Source organism: Cohnella sp. SGD-V74 (genome assembly GCF_003001675.1).
In the GTDB taxonomy this organism is placed as follows: domain Bacteria; phylum Bacillota; class Bacilli; order Paenibacillales; family Paenibacillaceae; genus Cohnella.
Genome location: NZ_PVYW01000027.1, coordinates 1 through 24,471, shown reverse-complemented (window position 1 = coordinate 24,471; position 24,471 = coordinate 1). Strand labels below are relative to the sequence as shown.

The 24,471-nt window shown below is 57.3% G+C and carries 20 protein-coding genes, 1 pseudogene and 1 riboswitch; of the genes and pseudogenes, 9 read left to right on the top strand and 12 right to left on the bottom strand.

The window, feature by feature from the left end; genetic code table 11:
* The first annotated feature begins 5 nt into the window (after window positions 1-5).
* The gene (locus tag B0G52_RS30660; RefSeq protein ID WP_094050241.1) at window positions 6-818 is read left to right on the top strand and encodes a histidinol-phosphatase; all 813 of its coding nucleotides are present in this window, start codon (window positions 6-8) and stop codon (window positions 816-818) included.
* Between the two features lie 164 nt (window positions 819-982).
* On the opposite strand, the gene B0G52_RS30655 is transcribed toward B0G52_RS30660, so the two are convergent.
* The gene (locus B0G52_RS30655) at window positions 983-2,944 is read right to left on the bottom strand and encodes an AraC family transcriptional regulator (protein WP_158223961.1); all 1,962 of its coding nucleotides are present in this window, start codon (window positions 2,942-2,944) and stop codon (window positions 983-985) included.
* A 159-nt stretch (window positions 2,945-3,103) separates the two neighbouring features.
* Here B0G52_RS30655 and B0G52_RS30650 point away from each other — a divergent pair, with 159 nt between their 5' ends.
* Window positions 3,104-3,412, top strand: coding sequence for a winged helix-turn-helix transcriptional regulator (locus B0G52_RS30650; protein ID WP_094050239.1), 309 nt, complete (start codon window positions 3,104-3,106; stop codon window positions 3,410-3,412).
* 98 nt (window positions 3,413-3,510) lie between these two features.
* Here B0G52_RS30650 and B0G52_RS30645 read toward each other — a convergent pair whose 3' ends face one another.
* Both B0G52_RS30645 and B0G52_RS30640 read right to left on the bottom strand, forming a co-directional pair.
* Complete coding sequence (locus tag B0G52_RS30645; RefSeq protein ID WP_158223960.1) at window positions 3,511-4,164, bottom strand: sensor domain-containing protein; 654 nt, start codon at window positions 4,162-4,164, stop codon at window positions 3,511-3,513.
* A gap of 101 nt (window positions 4,165-4,265) precedes the next feature.
* Window positions 4,266-6,260 carry a methyl-accepting chemotaxis protein gene (locus B0G52_RS30640; protein WP_094050237.1) on the bottom strand — a complete coding sequence of 665 codons (1,995 nt, stop codon included), beginning with the start codon at window positions 6,258-6,260 and terminating at the stop codon, window positions 4,266-4,268.
* A 220-nt stretch (window positions 6,261-6,480) separates the two neighbouring features.
* On the opposite strand from B0G52_RS30640, the gene B0G52_RS30635 reads away from it, so the two are divergent.
* From B0G52_RS30635 to B0G52_RS30620, 4 genes are read left to right on the top strand one after another with little or no spacing between them, the layout of a single operon-like run.
* Complete coding sequence (locus tag B0G52_RS30635; RefSeq protein ID WP_094050236.1) at window positions 6,481-7,428, top strand: D-alanyl-D-alanine carboxypeptidase family protein; 948 nt, start codon at window positions 6,481-6,483, stop codon at window positions 7,426-7,428.
* Window positions 7,429-7,451: 23 nt separating this feature from the next.
* Window positions 7,452-8,135 (top strand): response regulator transcription factor, encoded by a 684-nt coding sequence (locus B0G52_RS30630; RefSeq protein WP_094050235.1) that lies wholly within the window; start codon window positions 7,452-7,454, stop codon window positions 8,133-8,135.
* Window positions 8,132-9,562: a sensor histidine kinase gene (locus B0G52_RS30625; RefSeq protein ID WP_094050234.1), complete on the top strand. Its 1,431-nt coding sequence runs from the start codon at window positions 8,132-8,134 to the stop codon at window positions 9,560-9,562. Before B0G52_RS30630 ends, B0G52_RS30625 begins: the two co-directional genes overlap by 4 nt.
* 1 nt (window position 9,563) lies before the next feature.
* Window positions 9,564-10,679, top strand: a complete 1,116-nt coding sequence (locus B0G52_RS30620) for a hypothetical protein (protein WP_094050233.1) — start codon at window positions 9,564-9,566, stop codon at window positions 10,677-10,679.
* 137 nt (window positions 10,680-10,816) lie between these two features.
* Here the strand turns inward: B0G52_RS30620 and B0G52_RS36855 are convergent.
* From B0G52_RS36855 to B0G52_RS30600, 4 genes and pseudogenes are all read right to left on the bottom strand, one after another.
* A pseudogene (locus B0G52_RS36855) lies at window positions 10,817-12,185 on the bottom strand (transposase).
* A 294-nt stretch (window positions 12,186-12,479) separates the two neighbouring features.
* On the bottom strand, window positions 12,480-13,265 hold the full coding sequence (gene sdhB, locus B0G52_RS30610; RefSeq protein WP_094050232.1) for a succinate dehydrogenase iron-sulfur subunit: 786 nt from the start codon (window positions 13,263-13,265) through the stop codon (window positions 12,480-12,482).
* Between the two features lie 3 nt (window positions 13,266-13,268).
* Complete coding sequence (gene sdhA / locus B0G52_RS30605) at window positions 13,269-15,026, bottom strand: succinate dehydrogenase flavoprotein subunit (RefSeq protein ID WP_094050231.1); 1,758 nt, start codon at window positions 15,024-15,026, stop codon at window positions 13,269-13,271.
* 17 nt (window positions 15,027-15,043) lie between these two features.
* Window positions 15,044-15,715 (bottom strand): succinate dehydrogenase cytochrome b558 subunit, encoded by a 672-nt coding sequence (locus B0G52_RS30600; protein WP_094050230.1) that lies wholly within the window; start codon window positions 15,713-15,715, stop codon window positions 15,044-15,046.
* 181 nt (window positions 15,716-15,896) lie between these two features.
* Here B0G52_RS30600 and B0G52_RS30595 point away from each other — a divergent pair, with 181 nt between their 5' ends.
* Complete coding sequence (locus tag B0G52_RS30595; protein WP_094050229.1) at window positions 15,897-16,814, top strand: LysR family transcriptional regulator; 918 nt, start codon at window positions 15,897-15,899, stop codon at window positions 16,812-16,814.
* 11 nt (window positions 16,815-16,825) lie between these two features.
* On the opposite strand, the gene B0G52_RS30590 is transcribed toward B0G52_RS30595, so the two are convergent.
* The 3 genes from B0G52_RS30590 to B0G52_RS30580 are packed head-to-tail and all read right to left on the bottom strand — an operon-like array spanning window position 16,826 to window position 19,687.
* A complete protein-coding gene (locus tag B0G52_RS30590; RefSeq protein ID WP_233163220.1) occupies window positions 16,826-17,605 on the bottom strand; it encodes a polysaccharide deacetylase family protein in 780 nt (259 codons plus the stop codon).
* A 56-nt stretch (window positions 17,606-17,661) separates the two neighbouring features.
* On the bottom strand, window positions 17,662-18,330 hold the full coding sequence (locus B0G52_RS30585; protein WP_094050227.1) for a potassium channel family protein: 669 nt from the start codon (window positions 18,328-18,330) through the stop codon (window positions 17,662-17,664).
* Between the two features lie 13 nt (window positions 18,331-18,343).
* The gene (locus B0G52_RS30580; protein WP_233163218.1) at window positions 18,344-19,687 is read right to left on the bottom strand and encodes a TrkH family potassium uptake protein; all 1,344 of its coding nucleotides are present in this window, start codon (window positions 19,685-19,687) and stop codon (window positions 18,344-18,346) included.
* Between the two features lie 112 nt (window positions 19,688-19,799).
* A riboswitch (cyclic di-AMP (ydaO/yuaA leader) is annotated at window positions 19,800-19,980 on the bottom strand.
* Window positions 19,981-20,231: 251 nt separating this feature from the next.
* Between B0G52_RS30580 and B0G52_RS30575 the strand changes: the two genes are divergently transcribed.
* Window positions 20,232-21,941 carry a CPBP family intramembrane glutamic endopeptidase gene (locus B0G52_RS30575; RefSeq protein WP_094050226.1) on the top strand — a complete coding sequence of 570 codons (1,710 nt, stop codon included), beginning with the start codon at window positions 20,232-20,234 and terminating at the stop codon, window positions 21,939-21,941.
* Between the two features lie 39 nt (window positions 21,942-21,980).
* Here B0G52_RS30575 and B0G52_RS30570 read toward each other — a convergent pair whose 3' ends face one another.
* Both B0G52_RS30570 and B0G52_RS30565 read right to left on the bottom strand, forming a co-directional pair.
* Entirely contained in the window at window positions 21,981-22,661 is a 681-nt protein-coding gene (locus tag B0G52_RS30570; RefSeq protein WP_158223959.1) for a phosphatase PAP2 family protein, read from the bottom strand.
* Window positions 22,662-22,673: 12 nt separating this feature from the next.
* On the bottom strand, window positions 22,674-23,405 hold the full coding sequence (locus B0G52_RS30565; RefSeq protein ID WP_094050224.1) for a YkoP family protein: 732 nt from the start codon (window positions 23,403-23,405) through the stop codon (window positions 22,674-22,676).
* Window positions 23,406-24,031: 626 nt separating this feature from the next.
* Here B0G52_RS30565 and B0G52_RS30560 point away from each other — a divergent pair.
* On the top strand, window positions 24,032-24,471 hold a 440-nt coding region (locus B0G52_RS30560), incomplete at its 3' end, for a transposase (RefSeq protein WP_143762675.1).

The following is a 24,471-nucleotide window of genomic DNA, read 5'->3' as shown; positions in this document are numbered from 1 at the left end:
ACGACATGAAATTCGATTTGCACACTCACCACGACAGATGCGGACATGCTGCGGACAGCATCCGGGATTATATCGAAGCGGCGATCGGGGCCGGCTTGCAAGTCATCGGCATCTCCGACCACTCGCCTTATTTCGCGCACGAGCAAGACCATCCGCAGCCGGGCATCGCGATGGCCCGCAGCGACTTTCCCAATTACGTGGCGGAGGTGCTTCGCCTTAAGGAGGAGTACAAAGACCGGATCGAGGTGCTGCTCGGGGTCGAATCGGATTTCTACATCGACCAGCTCGAGCTGTACCGGGCCGCGTACGCTCCATACCCGTTCGATTACATTATCGGCTCCGTTCACCAGACGAGAGGCGTCAGCATTTTCAACCGCAACCGGTGGAAGGGCAAGGATGAAGCGCAGCAACTCGACGAGAAAAAGCACTATTACGAGCTGATCCGGCGTTCCGCGGAAAGCGGCCTGTTCCAGGTGCTCGGCCATATCGATGCGATGAAGGGCTACTATCCGGGCTTCGCCGATATCTCGGGGGCGGAAGCCGATATCGACGAGGCGCTTAAAGCGGTCGCCGCGAACGACCTGTCCATCGAGATCAACACGAGCGGCAAAACGAAGGACTGCGGCGGCTGGTATCCGTCGGACGCCATTCTCGAGCGCGCGCTGCACTTCGGCGCCGACGTCACGTTCGGCTCGGACGCCCATCTTCCGGCGCGTGTCGGAGACGAATGGGAGGTTGTCGGCTCCCGCTTGCGCGAGATCGGGTTTAAGCGCTGGGTGTTTTTCCGGAAGAAGGAGAAGGTTGTCGTGCCTCTGTAATAAGCCGCGCCTGACGGCTCCATATACAAAAAGGAAGCCTGCCAACGGTGGCAGGCTTCAATACTATGAAAAAAGGGGGTCTTGTTAATAAGGATAACCGACCTCTGCAACAGCTGCATAACAGAAATATTTCATTTGTGTAACAAAAGCGGACATACCCGCGTTTATCGCCCATGCTTCGCCGCCAACAGCTCGGCGATTTCCTCCGCTTGGGCGATCGTCGTCATCGGGTCCCAGAAGGAGAACCGCTCCGAATCGAACCAGTACACCTGCTCGTTCTTGACCGCGTTCAGCAATTTCCAGACGGGGGCGTCCTTGTAAGCGACGTTGTCCTTCGAGCTGACCATGAAAATGTGGTCGCCCGCGTACTGCTCCAACACCTCTTCGGATATCGCAGCTTGCTGAGTCTCTCCCCACAGCTGTTGCTTGACGATTGCCGGCGGCTGCAGCTTCAGAATGTCGTAGATCGCCTGACCGCCTCTTCCCCAACGGTTGCCCAGCACCCGAAATTCATCTTCCCAGCGCATAAGCGTAAACGTCTCTCCTTCACCGAACAATCCTTCGATTTTCTCGTAAGCGGCTTGAGCGCGACGATCGTATTCGGCCAGCCACGCTTCGGCCTCAGCCTCGCGCCCGAGCAATTGTCCGAAGTAACGAATTTCCTCATGATCGTCCTTGAACTGGCCGAACGGAACAACGACCGTAGGCGCGATTTTCGCATATTGCTCGTATTCATCCTGCTTCTCTACGTCAATGATAATAAGGTCCGGCTGCAACGCCACGATCTTCTCCAACGATACCGTCCACACTTCTCCGATGCTCTCGATGCCGGACTTGTCCACGGAGATGAACGGGTTGTCGATATAAGGCTGCAGCGAGCCGACCGGCTTGGCTCCTACCGCCAGGATGGACGCCAGCATGTTGTTCGTGACGATTCGTTCCGCCCTCTGCGGAATGACGACGTCGCCGAAAATCGTGCTGACGGTTTTCGTCCCCGCTTGCGATTCCGCCGGCTTCTCCGCCGTCTGGGCAGTCCCGGTCGCGACCGACGCGTTCCCCGAAGGACTCTGACTGCCCCCGGACCCGCTCGAGTTCGAACCTCCCGCGCACGCCGACAACAGCAGCATTAAACTTAGCAAACCGCTCATCACCATCGTAGACTTTCTCATTCTGTACACTGAACCGGAATCCCCTCTCGCGCCTGTATGAGAATGATTATCATTCCGAACATTACTATAGCGCCGAGCTTGCGAAGGGACAATGGACGATCCTGACCTTTGCGATGGATTAAGCTGATTTCCGGTCATTCGATAGCGTATCGGAGAGACGCCCGTATGCTTCTTGAACGCCCTGCTGAAGTAGTACGCATCCTCATAGCCGACGGAAGCGGCAATGTGCTGCAATGAAGCTTCGGTGTCGAGCAGCCACGTCTTCGCCCGCTCGATGCGCGTCCGAATGACGTAGTCGATTAAGCTAGTGCCCGTCCGGCTCTTGAACAGGCGGGACAAGTAGCCTTCGCTGTAGCCCAGCTTTGCGGCGAGGGCCTCCACCGTAATCGGTTCGGCATAGCGGGCGCGAATGTACCGAATCGCCTGCTCGACGGCATCCGGCCGTATCTCGGATACGGGCGCTTCGTCCAACTCGCGTAAAATGTCGACGACGAATCGGTAAAACAACGATTTGAGCCGCAGCCGTTCCGCCGACCCGCCGCTCTCCGACAGCCGCTCCATCAGCCGCACGTCGTCCAGCAGCGCGACCGCGCCGCCCGGAACGAGAGCATATTGCGTTTGAAACGGTCGGACCCTCTCCAGCAGCCGGGCCGCTTCGCCGTCGCACGGTTGCGGCAGCTCGGCCTTGTATAAAATAAGATAATATTCCATATCTCGACGCACGCGCGCGATGTCGAGCAGCAGATCCTCGCCCCCGTGCAGAACATGAAACCTCTCCGCGGACCGGACGATTCCGTCCAGAGCAATATCCGCGCCGCCGCGAGCGACAAACAAGAAGAAGCTGGAAGGAGTCCGATACGAGGGCAGATGCTCGTCCTCCCTCGCAGCCATCTTCCGAACGTCCACCGACGTTACCGCAGCGCGGCTCCACAGCTCGTAATTATCGTTATTGCGCATCCGCTCTACCTGCCTCCAGTGTGCTGCATTCATTTTAGCAAAAGAAGACGGGCGGACGATACTGCGAATCGAATCTTTTTGCGGCTTGCCGCTGGGAGAAAGATCACACTTACTTTTTTGAAGTGAGTATGCTAAAATAGGACGAAAGGGGGAATCGGTATGGATTATTCCAAAATGTGCCCCAAGTACGAATTGGCTGCAGAGCTGCTGGGCAAAAAGTGGACCGGATTGATCATCCGCGTCCTTCTCGGAGGTCCTAAACGATTTAAGGACATTAAGGAACAAATTCCGGAAATGAGCGATAAAATGCTGACGGACCGCATGAAGGAGCTGGAAGCGGCCGGAATTCTGACCCGCACGGTGTATCCGGAAATGCCGGTTCGCATCGAATATGAACTGACCGAGAAAGGCCGCCATTTGGAGGAAGTTATCCAGTCCATCCAGCATTGGGGTGAAACGTGGATGTAAATCCGCAGGGGCTGTCCTATAAGTAGAGACGTACAAAATTATCGATGGATGGATGCCAGGTGCATCTATCCATCGATAATTGTTCCGTACGTCTCTTTTTACGTATGGGACGGCGCTCCCGAAATCCAGCGAATCCAGGAGGCGTAACACGCGCTCAGCTTTCGCAGCAGGAACGGGGTGGCCAGAAGCAGCAGTACGCCCAGTCCCGTATTGAACCAGGACCGCTGAAAACTCGACCATTCCGGAAAAATCCACTGCATGATCAGATCGTCCTCGAACAAGCTGAATGAGAACATTCGCGAGCTGACGAGCTCCGCAGCCGGAGACAGCAGCAGCGCCGCCGCGGTTACGGGAATGACGAGCGCGAGCACGAACGCCAAAATGGAAACCGGAAAATGGCCGATTCCGTATGCCAGGCTGCGATACTGCCGCGCGTCCCGGAGCACGCCGAGCCATCCTCTCCACCCCTCCTTCCTCAGATCGGCAATGGTTTCCTGCAGACCGAACCGAAGGGCCGGAGATTTCGCTTGCGGAGATTCCCACGCGGCGATCAGGCGCCGATCCATATCCAGTATTCGCTCGCACGCGGCGAGCATGCCGGCCAGAATCGGCAAGCCGATCGCGAATACGGCCAGCGGCAGTCCCACGCTGAGACCCGCCACCGCGATAACGAACGCGACGATTCCGCGGGGCAGACTTCCGAGCAGCAGCTTCCATGAGACGATTGCTTGCGTCCATCCCGTTATCTTCATCATTCTCTCCTCATTCTTCCTCTTGTTGCGTTTATTTTACCTGATTTTTCCGCTCTGTTCCCTTGACCGCTGCACGGGATTGCACTGGACTTAGGTCCGGGTTACCGGAAGCGGTTGACTTCCTGTTCCAGCACGCGGATTCGGTTCGCCAGCGCGTTCGTCTCGTCCGCGACTTGGCGCACGGAGTTCATCTGCGATTCCGCGATATCCGCGACGTCTTGGGCGCGTTCCGCGCTCGACTCGGAGATTGCCTCCGTCTGCTCGATCAGCGCGGACAGCTCCTCGAGCTGCGCGCCGATTTCCTGTCCGGCCGCGGCGATGCCCTGCAATTCTTCCTCCATGCCGCGAATGCCCAGAGCGATCCCCTGGAACGTCCGGCCGGCTTCCCGAACCGTTACCGCGCCGCTGCCGACTTCCTGCTGCCCGGCTTCGATATGGCGCACGACGGACAGGATGCCGCCTTGCACTTCGGCGATGACGGCCGCGATCTCGGAAGCAGTCCGATCCGCCTGCTGCGCCAGCTTCCTCACCTCGCCCGCGACGACGGCGAAGCCGCGTCCGTGTTCTCCCGCCCTGCTGGCTTCGATATTCGCGTTAAGCGCGAGCAAGTTCGTGCGGTAAGCGATCGCCGATATCGCTTCGACCATCTGTCCGATCCGTTCCGATTTGGAATGAAGCTCGTGGGCGTCCCGGACGGACGACTCCACCGTCGCCGATATTTTGTCCATCTGCTCGACCGCGCCGACGACCGTGTCGTTCCCTTCGGTTGCCTGCTTGGACACTTGCTCGGCCGCGGCCGCCACGGAAGAGGAGCGCTCCCCGATCGTGCCCATGCCCGCGACGATTTCCAGCGCCACTTCGGCTCCGCGCTTCATGCCCTGCATCTGGGAATCCGCTCCCGCCGCGACTTCCCTCATCGCCTCGGCGATCCGGTTCGCTCCGTCCGCGGCTCCTCCCGCTTCTCCGGTCAGCTGTCCGACCGCAGATGAAGTGGCGGACGCCGTCGAACGGATTCCCGCCACTAGCGTCCTCAGATGGTCGGCCGTCTCCTGCAGGGAACGGCCGATCGAGCCGATCTCATCCTCCCGTCCCTTCGTCTTGCCCGATACGGAGACGGACAGCCGGCCGGAGGACACTTCCTTCAGGAAAGCTTCGAATTCGACGAGCGGGAAGATGATCCTCCGGCGCAGAACGAAGGCGATAAGCGCGATCAGCAAAGCGGCCAGCACCGCCACGATCCCGCTCATCCGCACCATTTCCTTGTGCACCGTTCCGCTGGCTTCGGCGGGCACGATGACGGACAGCTCCGCGATCGCCTCTCCCGACATGCCGGGGTAGCCGGAGACGACGAGACTGTTCCTCTTGCCTCCGGCTTCAACCGTCGCGAAGCCGGGCTGCTCGCCTGCTCCGGGAATAGGCGTCCCGTCCTGATTCGGCATGCCGGTCGAATCGGGCGCGCTCCTCAGCTCCTGTCCCTCGGACGATCGCAAGGAGATGCCCGCATTCAGAATAACGCCGATTCCTCCCGCCGCCTCGTCGTCCAGCAGCCGCCCGAACAGCAGAGCGGCCGGGGACTCCGCCACGCCCTGTTCGTCGGTAATTTGCGATACCGCGATCACCGCCAGCCCTTCGGACGTTTGGATCATTCCGTACGCGTCGGGAGTCTCTTTCACTTTGTCGACGATGGACATATCCGCCAATTGCCCCGTAAATTCCGGGATATCCCCGGCTTGGGTCAGCACGTTGCCCTCGTAGTCGACGGTCGCGACGAAGCTGACGTTCGGCACGATCTCCGGCGATACGTTGATATTTTCCTCGATCCAGTCCAGATCGCCGCCGTTGACGGCGTCCACGTAATCCTTCCACTTGGCGTTCGTGATGACGGAGCCCGACAACTGTTCTCCGAGCTGATCGAACAGCCGGTGCGCGGAAGCGCTGACTTCCAGAGCATGCGCCCGTTCGATCTCCTCCAGGTCCGAGCTTAGCGTCTTATAGTAGTACCAGCCGACTCCGCCGAGCGGCAGCATCAGAACGACGATCATCAGCAAAATCACTTGCACCCGCAAATAGCTCCAAAAACGCCGGTTCTCGGCCATATCCGTACATCCTCCCGATGGAAAACAATTCAGCTATTATGTATTTGACGTAACTTTCCATAATCCTCCTTCTTTCGACGGATGTCCGCAGCTTTCGAATCTCGAAGATTAGATCCGTCGACCTATTTCTCGTTTACACTTTCGAAACATCCCGATATAACGGAGAAACATCCGTCTAGTATTCTCTTAATCAAACGTCAACATCCAAGGAGAGTACTAGATGAAAAAGAGAACCGTAATCGTTGTCGCGCTCGGAGTTGCTATCGCCGGCGGATTGTTGTATAAAGATGTACATTCCTCGAATAGCTCGCCCGCGCCGATCGCCCTGCCGTCCGAAAGCGCGGCGGGTCCGTCTTCCGCCGTTCCCGACACTCCCGCGGAAACGCCGCAAGCGACCGTTCCGGCGGAAACCAAACCGGCCGAATCGCCGTCTCCGGAGCCTTCGAAGGGTTCCGAAACTCCGATCGAGATCGTCAAGCCGCCGGTCAAGGTATCTCCGGCGTTCGCTTTGCTGGCCGACAGCTTGCCGAGTCTTACGATCAAGAAGGACAAGAAGGGCGCAGCCGTCATCACCAACGCGTCCAGCCTGTACGTGCTCGTCAACAAGAAGCGCAATCTGCCTTCCGATTACGCGCCCGGCGACCTTGTGGTGCCGAACGTGCCGTTCTCCTTCTCGGGAGACTCGCCGAAGAAGCAGATGCGCAAGGAAGCGGCCAAAGCGCTGGAGAAGCTGTTCAAGGCGGCGAAGGACGACGGCATCGAGCTGAAGGCCGTCTCCGGCTACCGCTCCTACGCGACGCAGAAATCGATCTTCGAGAGCAACGTCAAACGCAAAGGCGAGGAAGTCGCCAATCGGACAAGCGCCCGCCCCGGCCAAAGCGAGCATCAGACCGGTCTGGCGATGGACGTATCGAGCGCAAGCGCTTCGTATGCGCTCGAGGAAAGCTTCGGCGATACGAAGGAAGGCAAATGGCTCTCCAAGAACGCCGCCGACTACGGGTTTATCATCCGTTATCCGAAGGGTAAGGAAAGCATAACGGGATATTCTTACGAGCCGTGGCATGTGCGCTACGTCGGAGAAACAATCGCCCAAGACGTCGCGAATAAGAAAACGACGTTAGAGCAATATTTCGAAGAAGCGGAAGAGGCTATCCGAGTAAAAGCCTAATCAACGAACATCCGGGTGAGACTATGAACAAACGCATTCTCGTCGCCGACGACGAGCCGGGCATCGCGAATCCGATTTCCTACGCCTTCCGCAAGGAAGGCTACGAGGTCGAAACCGTCTACGACGGTCAAGCCGCCCTGGACCAAGCTCTCAGCTTCCGCCCTCATGTCATGGTGCTGGACGTCATGATGCCGAAGCTGACGGGTTACGAAGTGTGCAAGCGGCTCGACAACCGAACGAATATGGGCATTATCCTGCTCACCGTCAAAAACGACATCGTGGACAAGATCGTCGGCCTGGAGATGGGCGCGGACGATTACATGACCAAACCGTTCGACCTGCGGGAGCTGATCGCGCGCGTGAAGGCGCTGCTCCGCCGCCTGGAGAAGAAGGAGCCCGAGGAAGAAAAAATCGTCGCGGGCGCCCTGACGCTTCATCCGAAGCTGCGAACGGTGCTCGTTCATAACGACCCGGTCGAGCTGACGCCCAAGGAATTCGACCTGCTCGTTCTGCTGCTGTCGCATCCGGAACGGGTGTTCACGCGCGACGAGCTGCTGGACGCCGTCTGGGGGCTCGACTACGCCACCGGAACGCGCACGGTCGACATCCATATGCAGCGGCTGCGCAAAAAGCTCGGAGACACCGGACAGCATCTGCTGCATACGGTGTTCGGCGTCGGATACAAGGCGTCCGGAGTCCATGCATGAGATCGGTCAGCATCAAAGTCAAATTCAGCCTGTTTCTGGCGCTGCTCCTGCTGCTGACCGTATTCGTGCTCAGCGTATTCGTACTCAGGGGGATCAAGGATCACCAGCAGTCGAGAATCGAGAAGGAACTGCTTCAGCAGACGAGGCTCGCCAATCTCAGCATCAAGCAGGCTTTCATGATCTCGCCTCCTATCGAGGCGCAGCAATTTCTGCGGGCCAGGGGCCAGCAGTTCGCGATGGATCTCGCGGTATATTCGGGCCTGCATGTCGTGCTCTACGACAAAGACGGCAAGAAGGTCGGAGACTCCATTCCGCTTAACACGTCGTCGTACGGCGTGGACAATGCGCTCCGATTCGCCCTGGAAGGGAAAATCGCTTACCAGCGGGAAGACGCGTCCATCTTCTATCTTTCCCCGATTCAAGGACCGGGACAGCAGATGGGCGTCATCCAGTTTCAATATTCGCTGTCCAACGATCAGCGTTTCTACAATACGATCGCCGGATTGTTCGTGTGGACCGGAGCAGCCGTGTTAGCCGCGAGCTTTATTCTCGGTTACTTATACTTCTCGCGAGCGGCCTCCTCCATCGCGAAGCTGAACCGCTCAGCCGAACGCATCCGCAAGGGCGAGTTTCTGACCCGCCCTCCTCTCGGACGGCGGGACGAGCTTGGCCAGCTCGGTCAGGCGATTTATTATATGAGCAACGAGATCCGCAACAACATTTCCGGCATGAAGCAATTTATCGGCAACGTCAGCCACGAGTTCAAGACGCCGATCACGTCGATCAAAGCCTATTCCGAGCTGATGGAGCTGTATCCCGAGGACGCTTCCCTGGCGGAGGACGCGGTGCGTCACATCGGCGCGGAAGCGGATCGTCTGACCGACATGATCGACAAGGTGCTGCGGCTCTCCTCCGCGGAGAAATACGACTTCGAGTATCGGCCCGAGCCGGTCGATCTCGCCGCTCTGCTGCTGGATCTGATCGGCCGGATCAAAGCGAAGGCGGAGCGGTTCGGCGTCGAGATCGTTCCGAGGCTGAATCCGGGAACCGCTTGGGCCGACCGCGAGAGCTTGATTCATATTTTCATGAACCTGCTCGATAACGGCATCAAATACAATGTGCAAGGCGGGAAAGTCGTCGTATCCAATCGCGAAGAGAAAGGCCGGGCCCTCGTCGAAATCGCCGATACGGGCATCGGCATTCCGGAGGAAGCGCGGGAACGCGTATTCGAGCCGTTCTATACGGTGAACAAGGACCGCTCCCGCCAAAGCGGGGGAACCGGCCTCGGTCTCGCGCTCGTCAAGCAATTGACCGAGAAGCAAGGCGGAACGGTGGAGCTGGCGCGCGTCGAGCGCGGAACGGCTTTCCGGCTTTCCTTCCCCGTGCGCCCCTCCTTCCGAATCCCACCGAACAAGGAGTTGACTTGAGTTGACGAAATGGCCCAAAGCTTTGGCGGGAATCGGACTGGCCTCGATGCTGTTCCTGACAGGTTGCGGTTCGCAATGGGGGACGAGCCGGGAAGAGATCGAGATCGCGGGCCAGACGATTACCGTTCTGGACAATCCCGAGCAAGCCTCCTACGAAAAAACGGAAATCAACCAGCTCGTGCGGCTGGACAACGTTCGGGGAACCGATTGGCTCAGCGACGAGAAGCTGCTCGTCGATCGCGAGAACAGGGACAGGAAGCCCGAGCGGGCGGAAGGCGCCACCTGGTATCCGCGCAACGTCTATGTGCACGAGCTGTCCACCGGGTTGGAAACCGCGATCGCCGCCTCGGACAGCAACCAGGGCTATGCCTTGGCCAGCCCGGACAAGACGAAAGTCTTTTACAAGTCGTTCTCCCTTCAGAGCCATACGGGGCAAGGGATCGTCGCGAATCTGGCCACTGGGCAATCGGCGGCTTTCACGGACGAAGACGCCATCGCCGTCGACAACGGACGCTGGGTCGACAACGATTCGCTCGTCTATGCGACGATTCAAGGAGACATCTTCGAATGGAACACGGACAGAGGCAGGCCGAATCTGCTGCTGGAAAGCGGGGAGATGTTTCCGGGCAACCCGGCATTGCTCGGGGACCGGCTGTTCTATACGACGCTGCAAGGCGCTCTGATGATTCAATCGCCGAACGAAAGCGTGCGGGTGGAATCCTCAAGCGACGTCGTCTGGATGGTTCCTTCCCCCGACGAGCAGCGGCTGGCCGTCGTCAGCCGGTTTCGCGGCGGCAAGATGGAGTTGACCGTTACCGATCTGCAAGGCAACGTTCTGCACGCGATCGCCCAAGATACTCAGATTTACGGATTGGCCTGGTCTCCGGACGGCAACAGACTTGCCTACGCGGGCATAACGCCGAACGGAACGGTTCACGGCATTTACGTAGCGGACGCTTCCACAGGCCAATCGGTTCCGTTGTCTCTGGACATCAAGTTCATTGCCGATCCTCTTCGGTGGAATCCGTCCGGCAATCGGCTCATGGTCACGTCCACCCTTCCCGACGAGCAGCAAGACCGCAACCGATTCGTCACCTATCTCGTCAAAGCGTCCTAAACGCACCAAAGGAGTTTTCGCAACAGACCAACGGAAAAAACAGAAAGGAGCTGTCCCAAAAGTAAGTTCTAGCTCACTTTTAGAACAGCTCGCTTGAAAAAAAGGTGCCTAATTGAAAAATGACGGCGTTAAGGGGGCTAACCCTGCGCCGTCATTTTGTGTTTTAGATCTACTGCGGCCTTCTTGAGCAAATTATGGGCAAGCGAAAGCCATCCGACCTCTAAGCTTACTTTCGGCAAGCTGCGAAGCAGAAAACGCCGGAATCCCCGGTTATTCTTCATTTGCCCAAACACAACTCCGGCTCAATCATCCGCCGAACCGATCGTGCATAACCTTCTTCGCTACGGAGTCTTTCCCGTGCTTGCCGTTTGTAATGCAAATACTTCAGACTGACGCTGATTTCCCGATTCCCTTTTGCTTTTGTGCAGGCGTCCTTAAGCGGACAACCTTCGCAGCCCGCACTCCGGTAGTGCCTCTTCCGAATTTCAAAGCCACTTTCCGTTGTTTCCTTGCTCTCGTAGCGAAACAGCAGCTTGCGCCCGGCCGCACATGTCCACGTATCTTCGGCTTCATCGTATTGCCAGTTGTCCAGCTTACTGATGTCTTTCTGCCACTTCTTCGATTTTTCCTTGTGATACGTGCTGTACTTCACCACAGCCTCAAGCTCTCCGCTTTCTAAGTAGGCGTAGTTCTCTTCCCCGCCATACCCCGCATCCGCTATGACAGTTCCCGGCAGCTTGCCAAGGGCGGTTTTGACTTTCTCCAAGTGAGGTTTTAAGCACCGCGTGTCCGTCGGACGTTGATGCAGGCTATAGCCGACAATAAACTGATTTTCCGTTCCGATTTGTTCGGCTTTGCTTTCAGCTTGGCTTCTAATTGCTGAATAGCAGCCTCCAGTTTTTCACTGGTCAAGGAGGAGGTTTCACCGAGCTCGGCGAGATCTTGTCCGGACTGTTCATATTCTTCTTGCTTCTCGGCCTCTTCAATAGCAGCAAACAGCGTCTGTACTTTTTCTTGCAGCTTGGCTTTTTGTTTCACCACCGCTTTGCCCCAGACGAATGTATATCGATTCGCGTTGGCTTCGATCTTGGTGCCGTCGACAAAGTCATGCTCCAGCTTCACGTAATTCTCTTCGACCAGAAATTTCAGGACAGCCGTGAAGACAGCCTCGAGCACGTCTTTCAAGCGCATGGAGCGGAAACGGTTGATGGTACGAAAGTCCGGACGTTGCCTACCGGCAATCCACATGAACATGACGTTCTCGCGGACCGCTTTAGCGATTTGACGAGAGGAGCAGATCCTTTGTGTGTAGGCGTAAATGATGACCTTAGTGAGCATCTTAGGATGGTAACTGTCTCGTCCTCCACCTGGATAAGCGGAAGCGAAGATACTGTCGCTGAGTCGGTTCACAGCGGCGTTTACAACACGAACGAGGTGATTTTGAGGAATGTCTTCCTCCAAGTCCATTGGCAGGGAAAGTTGGTCCATGGTATATTGAATGTACAAAGAAACCGTTCCTTTCGTAAATGGGTGGGTGGTACCTCCATTTTACCAAAGAACGGTTTCTTTTTGCGTTTTCGTAGTTAATCTCGATGAAAAGAGGGGGGATGTATCTCCTGGAGGAGCGGAGCGTTTGCCTTTGGAATCGTGAAATCTCATTGTTACGAGTTTCCCCATTCCAATTTCACGATTCCAACAGCAACCGGAAGGAGATACATCCCCCCAAAAAACATTAATCGAGATAAAGCAAGGCTGCTCATAAGTCACTTATGAGACAGCCCCTTTTTCATTTTCGCGAGATTACAGGCCGAGCCACTGTTTGAACAGCTGCTTGGTCGTGTCTTTGTTCATCGCCGCGATCGAAGTCGTGAGCGGAATGCCTTTCGGGCAGGAGCGGACGCAGTTCTGCGAGTTGCCGCAGCCTTCGATGCCGCCTTCTTCCATCAGCGCTTCGAGACGCTCGTGGGCGTTCATCTCGCCCGTCGGGTGGGCGTTGAACAGGCGCACTTGCGAGATCGGAGCCGGTCCGATAAAGCTGTTGCGATCGTTGACGTTCGGACAAGCTTCAAGACAGACGCCGCACGTCATGCACTTGGACAGCTCGTACGCCCACTGGCGCTTCGATTCCGCCATCCGCGGGCCCGGTCCGAGATCGTACGTTCCGTCGATCGGAATCCACGCTTTGACCTTCTTGAGCGCGTTGAACATGCGCTCGCGGTTAATGACAAGGTCGCGTACGATCGGGAACGTCGACATCGGTTCCAACCGGATCGGCTGCTCCAGCTTGTCGATGAGCGTGCTGCACGCTTGGCGCGGCTTGCCGTTGATGACCATCGAGCAAGCGCCGCACACTTCCTCCAGGCAGTTGGACTCCCAGCATACCGGAGCGGTTTTCTGGCCCTTCGCGTTAACCGGGTTGCGCTGAATTTCCATCAGCGCGCTGATGACGTTCATGTTCGGGCGGTACGGAACCTCGAATTCCTCCGTGAACGAAGGGGCATCCGGGCGCTCCCGGCGAGTAATAATAAATTTGACTTTACGACCTGTCGCCGACGCAGTCGGTGCTGCTGCAGTTGCTTCCGACATGGATTAGCCCTCCTTCTTCTTGTTGGTGGAATAGTCGCGCTTCCGCGGTTTGATGAGCGATACGTCGACGTCTTCGTACGAAATTTGCGGTCCTTCCGGAGTCCACTTCGCCTTCGTCGTCTTCAGGAAGTTGTCGTCGTCGCGCTCCGGGAAATCCGGCTTGTAGTGGGCGCCGCGGCTTTCGTCGCGCAGGAGCGCTCCGACCGTCATCGACTCGGCCAGCTCAAGCATGTTCCACAGCTGACGCGTGAACGCCGCGCCCGAGTTGTTCCATTGCGCCGTATCGTTAATGTTGATGTTGTTGTAACGCTGCTTAAGCTCTTTGATCTTGCCGATCGTCTCTTCGAGCTTCTTGTTGTAGCGAACGACGGTCATGTTGTTCGTCATCCACTCGCCAAGCTCCTTGGCCAGCACGTACGCGTTCTCTTTGCCGTCCATTTTCGTAATTGCCGTGTACTTGGACGCGATTTTATTGCGCTCGCGCTCGAAGATGCTCTCGGATACGTCTTCGGCCGACTTTTTCAGCCCTTTGATGTATTCGATCGCCTTCGGTCCCGTCACCATGCCGCCGAAGATCGCAGACAGCAGCGAGTTCGCGCCGAGACGGTTCGCGCCGTGATATTGATAGTCGCACTCTCCGCAGGCGAACAGCCCCGGAATGTTCGTCATCTGATTGTAGTCGACCCACAGCCCGCCCATCGAATAGTGAACGGCCGGGAAAATCTGCATCGGGATTTTGCGCGGGTCGTCGCCCGTGAACTTCTCGTAAATCTCGATGATGCCGCCGAGCTTAACGTCCAGCTCCTTCGGATCCTTGTGGGAGAGATCGAGATAGACTTTGTTCTCGCCGTCGATGCCCAAATTCTGATTGACGCACACGTCGAAAATTTCCCGAGTCGCGATATCCCGCGGCACGAGGTTGCCGTACGCCGGATATTTCTCTTCGAGGAAGTACCACGGCTTGCCGTCCTTGTACGTCCAGATGCGTCCGCCTTCTCCGCGCGCCGATTCGCTCATGAGGCGGTTTTTGTCGTCGCCCGGAATCGCCGTCGGGTGAATCTGGATGAATTCGCCGTTCGCGTAGTAGACGCCTTGCTGGTACACCGCGCTGGCCGCGGTTCCCGTGTTGATGACGGAGTTCGTCGTTTTGCCGAAAATGATGCCCGGTCCGCCCGTCGCCAGAATGACCGCGTCGCCGCGGAACGTGACCGCCTCCATCGTGCGCAGATCCTGCGCGGAAATGCCGCGGCACACGCCGTCGTCGTCGATGACGGCTCCCGTAAACTCCCAGTGCTCGTACTTCTGCACGAGGCCCGCCACTTCCCAGCGGCGCACTTGCTCGTCCAGCGCGTACAGCAGCTGTTGGCCGGTCGTCGCTCCCGCGAACGCCGTGCGGTGATACTGCGTTCCGCCGAAACGGCGGAAATCGAGCAAGCCTTCCGGAGTCCGGCTGAACATAACGCCCATCCGGTCCATCAGGTGAATGATGCCCGGCGCCGCTTCGCACATCGCTTTGACCGGAGGCTGGTTCGCCAGGAAGTCGCCGCCGTATACCGTATCGTCGAAGTGTTCCCAAGGGGAGTCGCCTTCGCCCTTCGTATTTACAGCTCCGTTGATGCCGCCCTGAGCGCATACGGAGTGAGATCTTTTAACCGGAACAAGCGAGAACAGATCGACGCGAACGCCGGCTTCCGCCGCTTTGATTGTCGCCATGAGGCCGGCAAGGCCGCCTCCGACGACGATGACTTTTTGAGTTGCCATGTGTAATTACTCCTCCCTTAGCCTACCGATACCGCGCTTAGCGCCGCAGACGCCGCCGTAGCGAACTCATCGCTGCGGAAAGCGAAAATGGACAACAAGAACATGGCCGCCAGGATAACGAAGATGCCCATGCAGATTCTGGAAGAAATCTTCTGCGCGCGCGGGCCGATCGTGATTCCCCAGCTGACGAGGAACGCCCACAGACCGTTCGCGAAGTGGAACGTCGCGGCCAAGACGCCGACGGTGTAAGCCGCTATGGCCCATGGATTGCTGAAAATGTTGTTCATGTGCTGACCCAATTCCTCATGGGAAACATTGCCCAGAGCAAGCTGAATCCGGGTATCGTAGAAATGCCACGCGACGAAAATAAAGGTGATGACCCCCGTAATTCTTTGCCATGCGAACGCCCAGTTGCGGCCGTAGCTGAATCTGCCCGTGTTGAGGTCCGACTGGTAAGCGATATACAGACCGTACACCCCGTGGAACAAAATCGGCAGCCAGATGATGAACATCTCCATGAAGAAAATAAGCGGAAGGCTGTTCAGCAGATGGATAGCGTCCGAGAATCCTTCCTGCCCCCCCTCGAAGGCCGAGTAGTTCGTCAGCGCATGTTCGACGATGAACAAGCCGAGCGGGATCACGCCAAGCAGCGAATGAAGCTTGCGCGGTAAATAAGAATTACCTTTCATGTCTAAGTTTGTTCTCCTTTCGCATCCGTGCTTCGACATCGGATGACGATGCTTGTTGCACGGTTGGCATTCGTCACCATTTTGTCACCGCTTTTAAGGTTACTCTATTTTCGCTTATAATGGAACTGCTTATTTAATATTATAACTTATAACTATTCTGCATATGAGATGAGGGACTTCCATGCTTGAAGATATGCGGCTGTTCGCGACAATCGTGGAGCAGACCAGCCTGAACAGAGCGGCGGAAAGACTAAACCTGTCCCAGCCCGCCCTATCCCGGCGCCTTGCCCGGCTCGAAGCGGAGCTGGAGGTCGACTTGTTCCGCAGGGTGGGCAAGCGCCTGGAACTGACCGCGGCCGGTCAGGTGACCTACGAGTTCGCGCTGGAACTCAGACGCTTTCACGGCAGCTACTTGCAAAAGCTGAACGCTTACAAATCGTCCGAAGCCCACATCGCCACGATCGGGGCCAGTCTGACGACGCTGCAGACGACGCTGCCCGATCTCGTGAGGACGATGACCGAGAAGCATCCCCACCTGGAGATCAAGGCCGTAACCGGCAAATCGCACGAAATCGCGGAGCTGGTCAAGGAGCGCAAAGTCGACTTCGGCATCGTCGCCTCATCCGTCATCGACGATCCCGCCATTACCAGTGTACCCTTATTTGACGACCACCTTATCCTGGTGCTTCCGAGAAACCACATTATATTGGAAAGAACGCACATCGAAATGGCGGATCTCCAGAACTTGCCGATGATCCTGTTCTCCCCCGGCACCTGGTACCGTACGCTGACCGACGAATTATTGAAAAAATACAACTTGAAGCCCGACGTCCGCATGGAGATCGACTCGTTCGAGGCCATCATTCGGCTGCTGTCCGCTTGCCGCGCCGGCTCGCTGCTTCCCAGATCCTATCTTCGGGAGCAGGTGCTGCTCGACAACGATCTGTACCTTCCGCGAATCAAAGAGCTTGAGGAGACGAAAAGAACGACGTTTCTCATTCACGGAGACCCGGCCTGGATCGCGCCATCGACGCGTTTCCTGATCGAGGAGACGACCGCGTATTTTAATCGGGAAGCCGCGCGCTACAAAGAATCGTAAAGGGGGCGGGTTCACCGCCCCCGCTTCTCCGGCAAGTTCAGCAGCTCCGTTAACGCGACCGGCTCGTAATCGTGCTCGCGCAGCCAATCGATAATTCTCGGAAGCGCCGCGACCGTGCCGGACAAATTCTGGCCGTCCCCTCCGCCGGCATGCATCAGCACGACGGAGCCCGGCTTGACCGCGCGGGTCACGTTGCGGAACACCTGGTTCGCGCTTAGCTGCCGCCAGTCCGACGAATCGACATCCCAATTGACGACCGTATAGCCCCGCTTTTTCGCCCACTCCAGCTGTCTCGGCACGATTTCCCCGTACGGCGGACGGACAAGCCGCGGTCTGAAGCCAACCGCCGCGGCAATCGCAGCCTCCGCCCTCAAGATCTGTTCCTGCACCCGTGCAAGCGACATCTTCGAAAAGTCGGGGTGGCTGTAGGAATGATTGCCGATGTCGTGGCCTTCCCGATGAATCCGTTTGACCAAATCGGGATATTTGCGCGCGCGCGTGCCGACGACAAAAAAGCTGGCTCGAACTCCTTTGCGCTTCAGAACGTCCAGAACTTGCGGCGTGTAACGGGGATCGGGCACGTCGTCGAACGTCAAAGCGACTTTGCGGGACTCGCGCGAAGCGGACAGCACAAATACGCCTTCGTATTTGCGCTCCCACTCGGTCCAGTGGATGCCGGAAGGCTTCGACTGTTCGGCGCGGACCGGGGCTGCAGAACCGCCCCACAACGCTAAAAAGGTGACGGCGCTCGCCAGCACCATCACCGCTCTTCCAAGGCGCTTCATCTTCATCGCCGATCCCTCCATCCCGCTCATCCTATCACTAGCCTGAGCGAACGGAATGGTTTTCATTCACCGGAATCGAACGACTCCTGGCATTGCCCGATCTGATCGTTCGTGCCGATCAGCACCATGACGTCCTCCGCGGACAATACGTCCTTGGCCGCCGGCGCGATGATCATGCCTTGCGGCTTGTTGATCGCCACGATGCTGCAGCCGAATTTGCCGCGCAAGTCGACGTCCTCCAGCGATTTGCCGGACCAGCATTGCGGCACCGCCAGCTCCGCGATCGTATACTTCTTGGACAGTTCGATGTAATCGAGCAGGTTGGGCGAGACGAGCTGATGAGCGACGCGTACGCCCATGTCCCGCTCCGGATAGATGACCCGGTCGACGCCCATCCGCTCCAGCACCCGGCCGTGCAGATCGGACACCGCCTTGGCCACGACCTTCTTCACTCCGAGCTCCTTCAGCAGAATCGTCGCCAGAATGCTCGCCTGGATATCGTCGCCGATCGCTACGACGCCGCAGTCGAAATTTCGCGCCCCAATGGAGCGCAGCACTTCCTCCTCCGTCGCGTCCGCCATGATCGCGTGCGTCAGCACGCCGGCCAGCTCCTGCACCTTTTCCTCGTCCCGGTCCACGCCGAGCACTTCGTACCCCAATCTGATCAATTCCCGGCCCAGACTGGAACCGAACCTGCCCAGACCGATGATAACGAATTGATTCAACTTCATCTTTCTCCGTCCTCTACCCGATGATGATTTTACCTTCCGCGTAACGGTAAAGCGATCGTCCCTGCTTAGGCCCCAATGCGTAAGTCAACGTAAGCGGCCCCAGGCGCCCGATAAACATCAGAACAATAATCGTCAGCTTGCCTGCCAAGCTCAAGTCCGCGGTCAATCCCATCGATAATCCGACGGTGCCGAACGCCGACGTCGCTTCGAACAGAATTTTCAGGAAGCTGGCATCCTCGGTCGTCGCGAGCAGCATCGTTCCCGCCAGCACGATCCCGATACAGAACAGCGTAACGGTAATCGCTTTGTACACCCTCTCCTGGGCGAGCCGCAGCCGGAACAGCACGACGTCCTCCTTGCCTCGCATCATCGCCAGCACCGCGCCGACCAGCACAGCGAACGTCGTCGTCTTGATCCCTCCGCCCGTCGAACCCGGGGAAGCTCCGATAAACATCAGAATGACGATGAAAAATTGCGTCGCTTGGCGCAGCTCGGCAATTTCCACGGTGGAGACGCCGCCAGAGCGGGTCGTCACGGATTGGAACAGCGCGGACAGCACCTTGTGCGCGAAATGCTCGTCTCCGATCGTGCGCCCGTTCGTGAATTCGAAGATCAGGATGACCAGCGCCCCGACGACGATCAATCCGGCGGAGACGCTGAGCACGACTTTCGTGTGCAAAGAAAATTTCCTTTTTTGCCGATAATCGAACAGGTCGGCCAGCACGATAAAACCAAATCCTCCAAGCACGATCAACGCCATCGACACGATATTGATATAGAAGTCCTCGGAATACCGAATGAAACTGCTGCCGTTCCCGGACAGATCGAAGCCCGCGTTGTTGAAAATGGAAATCGCGTGGAATACGCCGTGGTAGACCGCCTGGCCGAACGGCATGTCGAACGCGAAGCGGATCGTGTACAGCACCGCTCCGGCCAGCTCCAGCGCCAGCGCGTAGAAGATGACTTTGCGCACGAGCCGGACGAGCCCTTCGATGCTGCCCTGATTCAGCGATTCCTGCAAAACCAGCCGTTCCTTGAGCGAAATCCGCCTCCGCAAAATCAGCGCAAACAGCGTGGCCATCGTCATGAAGCCGATGCCGCCGATCTGGATCAGCAGCAAGATGACCCAATGGCCAAACGTGGAGAAGTGAGAGCCCGTATCGAACAGCACAAGACCGGTCACGCATGTCGCCGAAGTCGCGGTGAACAAGGCGTCCACGAAAGAGATCGGCTCCCGGTTCTCGGACGCGACGGGAAGCATAAGCAGCACGGCCCCCGTCAATATAATGAAAGAAAATCCGAGCAGCAATATTCTCGGAGGAGAAGCATACAACCATCGCACCGCTTTTTTTAACAATTAATCCACCTCGGCTGCACCCGTCGCTTTTTTACGCAAATAAGCAAAAACGCCTTTGGCTTCCTCCAGACGCAAAAAAAGCACTGGAACCCCAGTGCCATCACTGCACGCGATTCCTGTTCGTATAGCGCCTACGAGGTTAGCTGTCGGGTTCGGGCTCGAACAGGCTGCCCTATCCTCCGCGTCGGTCGCGGTCGGAATTCACCCCGGGATGTCCGAATACAATAGTTCTTGTACACGTCGTCCGTTGGTTCCCCCGTTTTCTGCATGCAGAAATTCGGCCGTTCTATCGGATAAAAGACGTACCACCGCATTATAGTCTTTACCCCGCGGAGGAACAACGTCAAAAAGGGGGCAATCCGGCTCGTTTAGGCATTTTTTCGCATAATTATCCGAAGGATTAGCCATCGGACAGTCATTATCGCTTCGTTTGCTTTCATTTTCGCCGAAAATACGAGATACTAAATGAAAAAATCGGCAGACGTTAAGAACGAAGCCACTGTATACGTTTACTTGAATTTCTGCAGGCGAGGAGAGAAACCGAATGATCGAAAATCGACCGCTTCCGCTGGACAAACGCTGGGTTTGGACGGCCGCGATCGGACTGGCATTGTTTTTATTGATCCAAGTGTTCCCCATAACAGGGCAATTGTTTTCCATGCACACCGCCCCCGTGCTCACAAGAGCCGAAGCGGAGCAGCGGGCGATCCAATGGGCCGCCGACAAATTCAACATCCAAGCCTCCGACGTAAAAAAGACGACGGTCACGCATATGACGGACGGCAAAACGAACGGCTACTTCTCCAAACATGCGTTGACAGACTCGTACAATAAGCAGTGGGCCGCGGTAACTCCCACCGACGTCTACGTCGTTGAATTGTACGCGGACGGGGTGCCCGGGGCGCTAACCGTCTCGCTCCACATGGAGTCGGGCAGCCTGGTCGCTTGGCGTCACTTGGGCGCGGATTCCGACTCTGCTGCCGGCGAATCTATATTCTCGTCGGAGGAGCCGACGGCCGAACAAGCCGCGAACGCGCTGCAGTACGCTTCCTGGTTCGGAATTCGCACGAACGATTGGGAATGGGCCGGCGGAACGACCGACGGAGGAGCTTTCGAATACGTCTCCCGGCAAGCGGCGATCGGGGAAGCCGAGCTTAAGCTTCAAGTCGCCACTCCCGCGCCCTTCCGCCTGACGAGTTCATCTTTCCCGATATGGCAAGGGGGAGCGGTCGATTACCGGGTCGATTTGCCGGAGGCGTTCACCGAGTACATGGAGGGGCAAGAACGCTGGGCGACGAGATTGTCGGTATTCGGCTTCATTTTGCCCCAAGTGCTGCTGTTCATCCTGGCGATCGTCTATGCGGGGACTCATGGCAGTCATACTTCCTACCGCAGGGGCATTTTCCTCGCTTCCGTCTTTTTCGCGCTGTACGCGGGCCTGACCTATAACATGATTCCCGGCCTGCGCGCGGGAACTTGGGAATCGGGGATCAGCGTAGGGGATACCGTTAATCTTACGGTCAGCCTTGTCACTTACGCGGCGATGGCGCTGCTCACTTATTTCTCGGCCGTCGGCGGAGACGGCTTGTGGAAATCGATGGGCCACTCGCTCTGGCCGAGATGGCGGGAATCGGGTTACGGGGAAGCGGTGCTGAAGAGCATGAAGGAAGGCTATTTCCTCGCCTTTATTTTGCTGGGGGCCCAGTCCGTCATCCTGCTCGTGCTGGAAAAGAGCCTGGGCGCTTTCGCCTCTTCGGACGCCACACAGTCGATGTACAACATGAGTATTCCGTTGTTGCTGCCGCTGCTGGCTTGGTGCGCGGGCATATCGGAGGAGCTGCAGAGCCGGCTGTTCGGCATCGGGGTATTCCGCAGTTGGTTCGTCGGCCTCGCGCGCAAGCTGAAAGGCGGCGAGCCTTCGGCCCGAACGGTCGTCGTCCTGACGACGGTCGCCATCGTGCCGCCCGGACTGTTCTGGGCGCTCGGCCATGTCGGCTACGCGGTCTATCCGGTTTACACGCGCGTCATCGAACTCGTGCTGCTGTCGTTCCTGTTCGGCTGGTTTATGCTGCGTTTCGGTTTGATGGCCGTCATTTTCGCGCATGTAACGCTCGATGCGATTCTGATGGGCATGCAGATGATGTTCGACGGCTTGCCGGGCGATTTCGCCGGAGGCGTCTTCAGCCTCCTCACCCCGGCTCTCGTCGGCATTGTGATCTGGCGGCTTCATCGAGCGCTGCGGCCTCAGACCTGAAGCTGATGAGGAAGCTGAGCTGTCTGATACTTTGTTTACTTATCCGACAGCTCTCTTCATCGTTTCCGATAGCTCTCTTCTTCGTTCGAACCGCCTGATGAGCTCCCCGGCCAGCCAGAAGACGAGCTTGGCGGCAAGCAGCCCGGCCATAACGTCCGCGATCACATGCTGCTTGATAAACACCGTCGAAACGATAATGCTGACGGCCACGACCGCGATCGGGATTTTCGCCGCCATTCCTAATCGGCGAGCGCCGTAAATCATAAGTGCGCTCGTCAGCACGTGCACGCTCGGAAAGCAGTTGTAAGGCTGGTCGTTGGCATAAATAAAAGAGACAATCCCGTGGAAAAAACCTTCCGTCCCGATCTCGGGGCGGGGAACGGTCGTCTGAAACACCAGGAAAACGAGGTTCGACAGCAGTAAGCCGAGGCAAAACGCCAGCAGCAGCCGGAAATATTCCCTCTTGTCCTTGCGAAGAACAAGAACGAATACGACGAACAGGAACGGGTACCACAGCGAGTAAGGCAGCGCGAATGCCGGCACGAACGGAATACTCCCGTCGACTTCGGTTACGAGCGACCTCGCATTGCCCGCCGCCCGGTTCTGCAGAACGTACAGCAGATTAATAGCCGGAATAAGCAGCAGCCACAGCAGGGGCCGCCAAGCCGCCGCCCCTCGCTTGACGGACTGGGCTCGCGATTCGATCGGGGTTGCATTCAACTTGCTCACTCCTTATCCAGAGGCTAAACTCTCGCAGGCGGACGATCCGCCCTCGTGCTGCTGCCGGAGCTCCGGCTTAGGCCCGAACTTGCGAGCGAGATTGCCGCGTGTGCAGACGAGCATCACCGGGGTCAGCTTCAGCCTGCTCCGCTCGCTGCGCGCCAGTCCGTTCGGATGCATGAAGCGGAGAAGCAGCTTCAAATAGATCGACGTCAGCTTCTCGAACCGCTTCGAAGCAAGCGGACGCTGTTCAAATCCGAGACCGTGCGTCAGTCCCCGATGAAGAATCGTGACCCCAACGAGCGCCTTGATCCCGGCCAGCTCCGGCCGACCGTCCAGCTCCCGCCGGATTTCCTTAAGCGAATTCCGCGCCAGGCGCGCCGTCTGAAGCGCTGCCCGATCCGCGCCGAGTTCCCGCGTCAGCGCCAGCACCTTCCCGTTGTTCAGGTGCAGCTCGCCGATCTGGTCTCCACGTTCGATCCGGGTCCCATCCTCGCAGACGAACGGCTCTCCCTTATACCTTTTGACCATCACGATGCAGATCCCCGCGTACAGCGCATGCTCGCTCGTCAGCTTCATCGCCCAAGCAGCCGTCCTCTCCCACGTCATCCAGACATTCTGTCTGGCACTGCCGAAGCCGCGCCGCAGCGCCGCAGTTCCTCTCGTCCACCCCGCGTTGCCCGCCGACCATTCCGGTTGATTTTGCATGTCCGTTCCTCCGCCTCCGTTTTGCTTTAGCTTCATTGTATCTCGCCGCTTCCCCCGCTCCCATCGTTCCGCGTCGGGTTCGTTTCCGAACTTTCGTCCAGCAGGCATTAGACTTTGGTCCAGAACACATGAGATACGGCCGACGAGGCGTACTCACTCAGCGAACGACAGTGCGACGGGGAACAACGGCCCCCCTCTCGTCTTCTCGTCGCCTCTTCTCCTTTCTCCCCTTTCATGCTATCCCCTTCCTTCAGTCCGCCTGCTTCTTCCCGTTCCACTTTTCGCTCCTTTTGTCGCTATCCCCTTCCGTCAGTCCGTCCACTCCTCCCCGTTCCGTTTTCGCTCCTTTTGTCGCTATCCCTTTCGATCAGTCCGTCTCCTTCTTCCCGTTCACATTTCGCCCCCTTTGCCGCTATCCCCTTCCGTCAGTCCGTCTGCCCCTCACCGTTCCACTTTTCGCTCCTTTTGTCGCTATCCCTTTCGATCAGTCCGTCTACTTCTTCCCGTTCACATTTCGCTCCTTTTGCCGATATCCCTTTGAGTCAGTTGGAAATCATGATGGTAAAAAGAAAAATTAACTAATTTCAACTTTAAATAAGAACAAGAGTTTGGTATAATTGAGTAGAGAACAAACGTTCGTTTAATGCGGAAGGGAGATTCGTATGAGCCTTAAAGAAGCCGCGGAGAAATTCCAAAAATTTTGTTCCGTCTATAAGGAGGAAGCGGATTGTTTCTCTGTTCTATTCGAGATGAAGTGGCCCGACGGCTTTCGCTGTCCGCGCTGTAACCACCCGTTTTTCTATCTCATTTCCACCCGTCGGATTCCGCTCTACGAATGTCGCTCCTGCCATACGCAAACTTCCTTGATCGCCGGCACCATTATGGAGGGCAGCCGTACGCCTCTTCATCGTTGGTTCCAGGCCATATTTCTGCATGCCCAGCCCCGCTGCGTGAATGCCCGCCAGCTCTCCGAAGCGATCCATGTCACCTACAAAACAGCATGGTTAATCTGTCACAAAATTCGCCGCGCCATGGCTGCGAGAGAATCGAATCGGCTGCTATCGGGCATTGTTCGCGTTTCGGATTCCGTCTATTGCAAACG